Origin of the sequence: Methylobacterium sp. CCH5-D2 (genome assembly GCF_001556475.1) — a bacterium.
Taxonomy (GTDB): Bacteria; Pseudomonadota; Alphaproteobacteria; order Rhizobiales; family Beijerinckiaceae; genus Methylobacterium; species Methylobacterium hispanicum.
Genome location: NZ_LSIX01000006.1, coordinates 1 through 3,397, shown reverse-complemented (window position 1 = coordinate 3,397; position 3,397 = coordinate 1). Strand labels below are relative to the sequence as shown.

Here is a 3,397-nt window from a genome sequence, read left to right as displayed (position 1 = left end):
CGCCGCACCCGAGCCCCCGCCCGATGAGCCAGACCCACCGCCTCACCCTGCCCGAGCCGCTGCTCGGTCACGGCGATCCCATTCGCGAACTGGTGTTCCGCGAGCCGACCTACGACGACTACGTCACCTGCGGGGGCGAGCCCCACACGATCGGCCAGTCCCAGGACGGCACGCTGTTTCAGGTCGAGAAGCCGGACGTGATCTGGGCCTACGCCCAGGCCTGCCTCGTCGCCCCGAAGGACCCGCTGCTCTTGGCCCAGCTCGCCCCCGGCTCGTGGCGCGTGGCCCGCGAGGTGCGCAAGCTGGTGCTCGGTTTTTTCCGGGATCCCGGCGCGGACAGCGAAACCTCGCCGACCTCGCCGACGACATCGTCTTCGAGTTGAACCAGCCCCTCGACGCGGTCGGCCGGCTCACCCCGAAGCAGATCATCCACTGGTACGGCCGCGCCCTTGCCCGCGCTGAGAAGCGCAAACGGGAGGCCGCGGCGCGGAGGCGCTGAGCCATGGGGCGGATCATCGAGGCCAAGGCGGTCATCTCCGCCGAGGACCGCACCGGCAAGGCCTTCGACGCGATCAAGAAGAACTTCCGCGACATCGGTAAAGGCGCGAAGGTCTCCGCTGACATCGGTAAGCTCGGCAAGGAGGCCGAGCGCGCGGCCGCGGCGCTCAAGGAGATCGAGCGCTTCCGCGGGGTGCAGGCATCGTTCGCCCAGGCCCGCACCACCTTCCGCACGACCCAGGCCGAGGTGGCTCGGATCGCCTCGGCGCTGGACGGTGCCCGCAAGGCGGCCGCGGCCTTCGACGGGGTGAAGTCATTCTCGAAGAACGGTGCCGTCGCGCAGGAGATGGCGGCCGCCCGGAAGCAGGTCACCGACCTGGAGCGGCAGCTGACCAGCGCCCAGCGCTCGGTGAAGGCGGCAGCGACCGCCTTCGAGAGCCAGTCCGCGGCGCTCAAGGCCGTGAAGGGCGATCTCTCCGGCTCAGGGGTGGTGATCGGGCGGCTCGTCGCGGAGGAGAACCGCCTCAAGGGGGCCGTCGATGGCGCCAATGCGGCCCTGACCCGCCAGGGCCAGCTCATGCAAACGAACGACAAGCTCGCCAACGGCATGGCCGCAGCGGGCCGGCGCCAGTCCGCAGAGCTGCAGCGGCAGGCCGAGGCCCGGGCGCAGTCGCAGCGGCTGGCGCAGGGCATGTCGGCGGCCGGCCGCCCGGCGGTGGTGGCCCTGCCGCAGGCGACCGGCACGATGGCGGGCGGCGCGCCCACCGACCCCGCGCGCGACGGCCGCGGCGGCTTCGTCGAGGCGGCCTCCGGGCTCGGCGTCGGCGTGATGCTCGGCAACGCCTACGGGCGGGCTCGCGACGGCTGGCTCGAGATGGACGAGGCGACCCGCCGCCAGCGGGCGATCCTCGGCATCGACGAGGCTCAGCAGAAGACGCTCAACGCCCAGGCTATCAAGATCGGCCAGGACACCCGGTTCTCGAACCCGGACGTGGTCAAGGCGCAGACCCGCATCGGCTCGGCGCTGCCCGACCACCTGAAGGACCCGGCGGTGATCAAGGCGATCACCGAGAACTCGAAGAACTACGCGCTGGCCATGGGCACCACCATGGATCAGGCCTCCGAGGCGCTCCTCGGGCGCATGCTCGGCATGCGCATGGACATGGCGACGCCCGAGGCGGCCGGCGCCTCGGCCAAGGACGCCGCCAACAAGCTCGTGCAGTTCGCCAAAAGCTCGGGCGCCGACCACAACGACGTGATGGGCTACACCAAGTTCGGCGCGGCGCCGGGCACGGTCGGCGGGTTCTCGCCGGAGTTTGCCGACGCCATGGCGGCCCAGCTCCGCCGCATCGGCTACGAAGGCTCGATGGCCGGTAACTTCGTGCGGGGTGCCGCCACGCGGCTCGCCGTGCCGACCTCGAAGGGGCTCGGTGCGCTGGCGGCGGCCGGCATCGACCACTCGCAGTACGTGCAGCAGGGCAAGGAACTCTCGGCGCAGAACCTCAATGCGGCGCTCAAGCAGAAATTCGGCAAGGGGCTCAGCGCGGATCAGCAGGCGCGCATCCACGCCCTGATGCAGGACGAGGCCGTCGTGGGCAACCGCGAGGAGTTCGTGCCCCAGGTCTCCGCCATCGTGCAGGAGAGCCTTGCCCGCAAGACGAAGAAGGGGACCGTCAACGCCAACGACGCCGAGCGCATCGCGAAGAGCGTCAACGAGTTCCTCAACGCCTCGACGGGCGCGGTCGATATCGAGCGCCTGATGCGCGACGTCATCGCCAAGGGCCTCACGCCCGCGCTCGCCAAGTACCTGTTCGGGCAGGAGCACGGTGGCCGCGCCCAGGCACTGGACCTCAAGACCCTCGACAAGGACGTGGTCGCCTTCCGCAACACCCCGGGCAACCGGGCCGAGAAGGTCGGCGAGGACATCAACAAGGGGGCCTACGGCGCCTACCAGCGCATGATCGGCTCGGTCGAGACGTTCTACATGCGCCTCGGCCAGGTCACGGACGGCCCGCTGACCCGGTTCTACGACACGGCCGGGAACGTCGTCGACAAGGTCTCCAACCTGCCCGACGGCGTGCTCAAGATGGGGGTCGCTGCGGCCGGGGTGACGGGCGCGCTCGTGGCCTTCAAGGGCGCGGTGGCCTCCTTCAACCTCGCCAAGGGGCTGCTCGGCGGCGACACCGCGCTCAAGGGCTCGGCGGTCGCCCTCGACGGCTCGGCGGCCGCCCTCACCCGCGCCGCGGTCGCGCTCGGGGCCAAGGGCGCGCTCCCGGGCGCGCCCGGTACTGTCGGGGCCGACGGAAAGCCCCCGAAGAAGGCCCCCGGCAAGCTCGCCAGCGCGGCCGGCACGGTGGGGCAGGTCGCGGCCGGCGTCGCGCTGGGGCCGCTGGCCCAGGCGGCCGTCGACAACAACGTGCTGCCCCTGCCGAGCTTCGAGCACGGGTTCATCGAGGGCGGCTTGCGCTTCCTCGACCCGCGGCTCGGCGACATGGCCTTCGGCGACCGGGCCAAGACCTTTCCCTCGATGGCGCTCGGCAACCCGGGCCTGCAGGGGGACGGGCCGGCCTTCCCGGCGCTCACCGCGCTCGGGCCCGATGGGATGGGCGGGATCGGCAACACCGGCACGGTGGGCTTCGGGCTCTCCGGCCCGCAGGACCCCGCGGCGATCGCCCGGGCCCTGCAGGGGCCCGGCGGGTTCGGCCCGCAGGGTCCGCGCCTGCCCGCCCTCACCGTGTCGCCGACCCGCCCGGTCGCCCCGGAGGGCGCGGCCGCGGGCGGCTTGGCCGAGACGATCCGCTCGATCCTGCCCTCCTGGTTCGGCGGCGGCTCGGGCGGGGCGGTCCCGGTCGAGGTCAAGGCCCTGCCCGCCGGGGCCGACGCCTCGGGGCAGGCGGGC

The 3,397-nt window shown here is 72.4% G+C and carries 2 protein-coding genes; both read left to right on the top strand.

Annotation, left to right across the window (positions count from 1 at the left end; translation table 11 throughout):
• Positions 1 to 383 (top strand): hypothetical protein (locus AX737_RS00155; RefSeq protein ID WP_210173122.1); only part of this gene is annotated, 383 nt, incomplete at its 5' end.
• Positions 384 to 502: 119 nt separating this feature from the next.
• Positions 503 to 3,397, top strand: a 2,895-nt coding sequence (locus AX737_RS00150) for a phage tail tape measure protein (RefSeq protein ID WP_066918040.1), incomplete at its 3' end; no start/stop codon positions are given.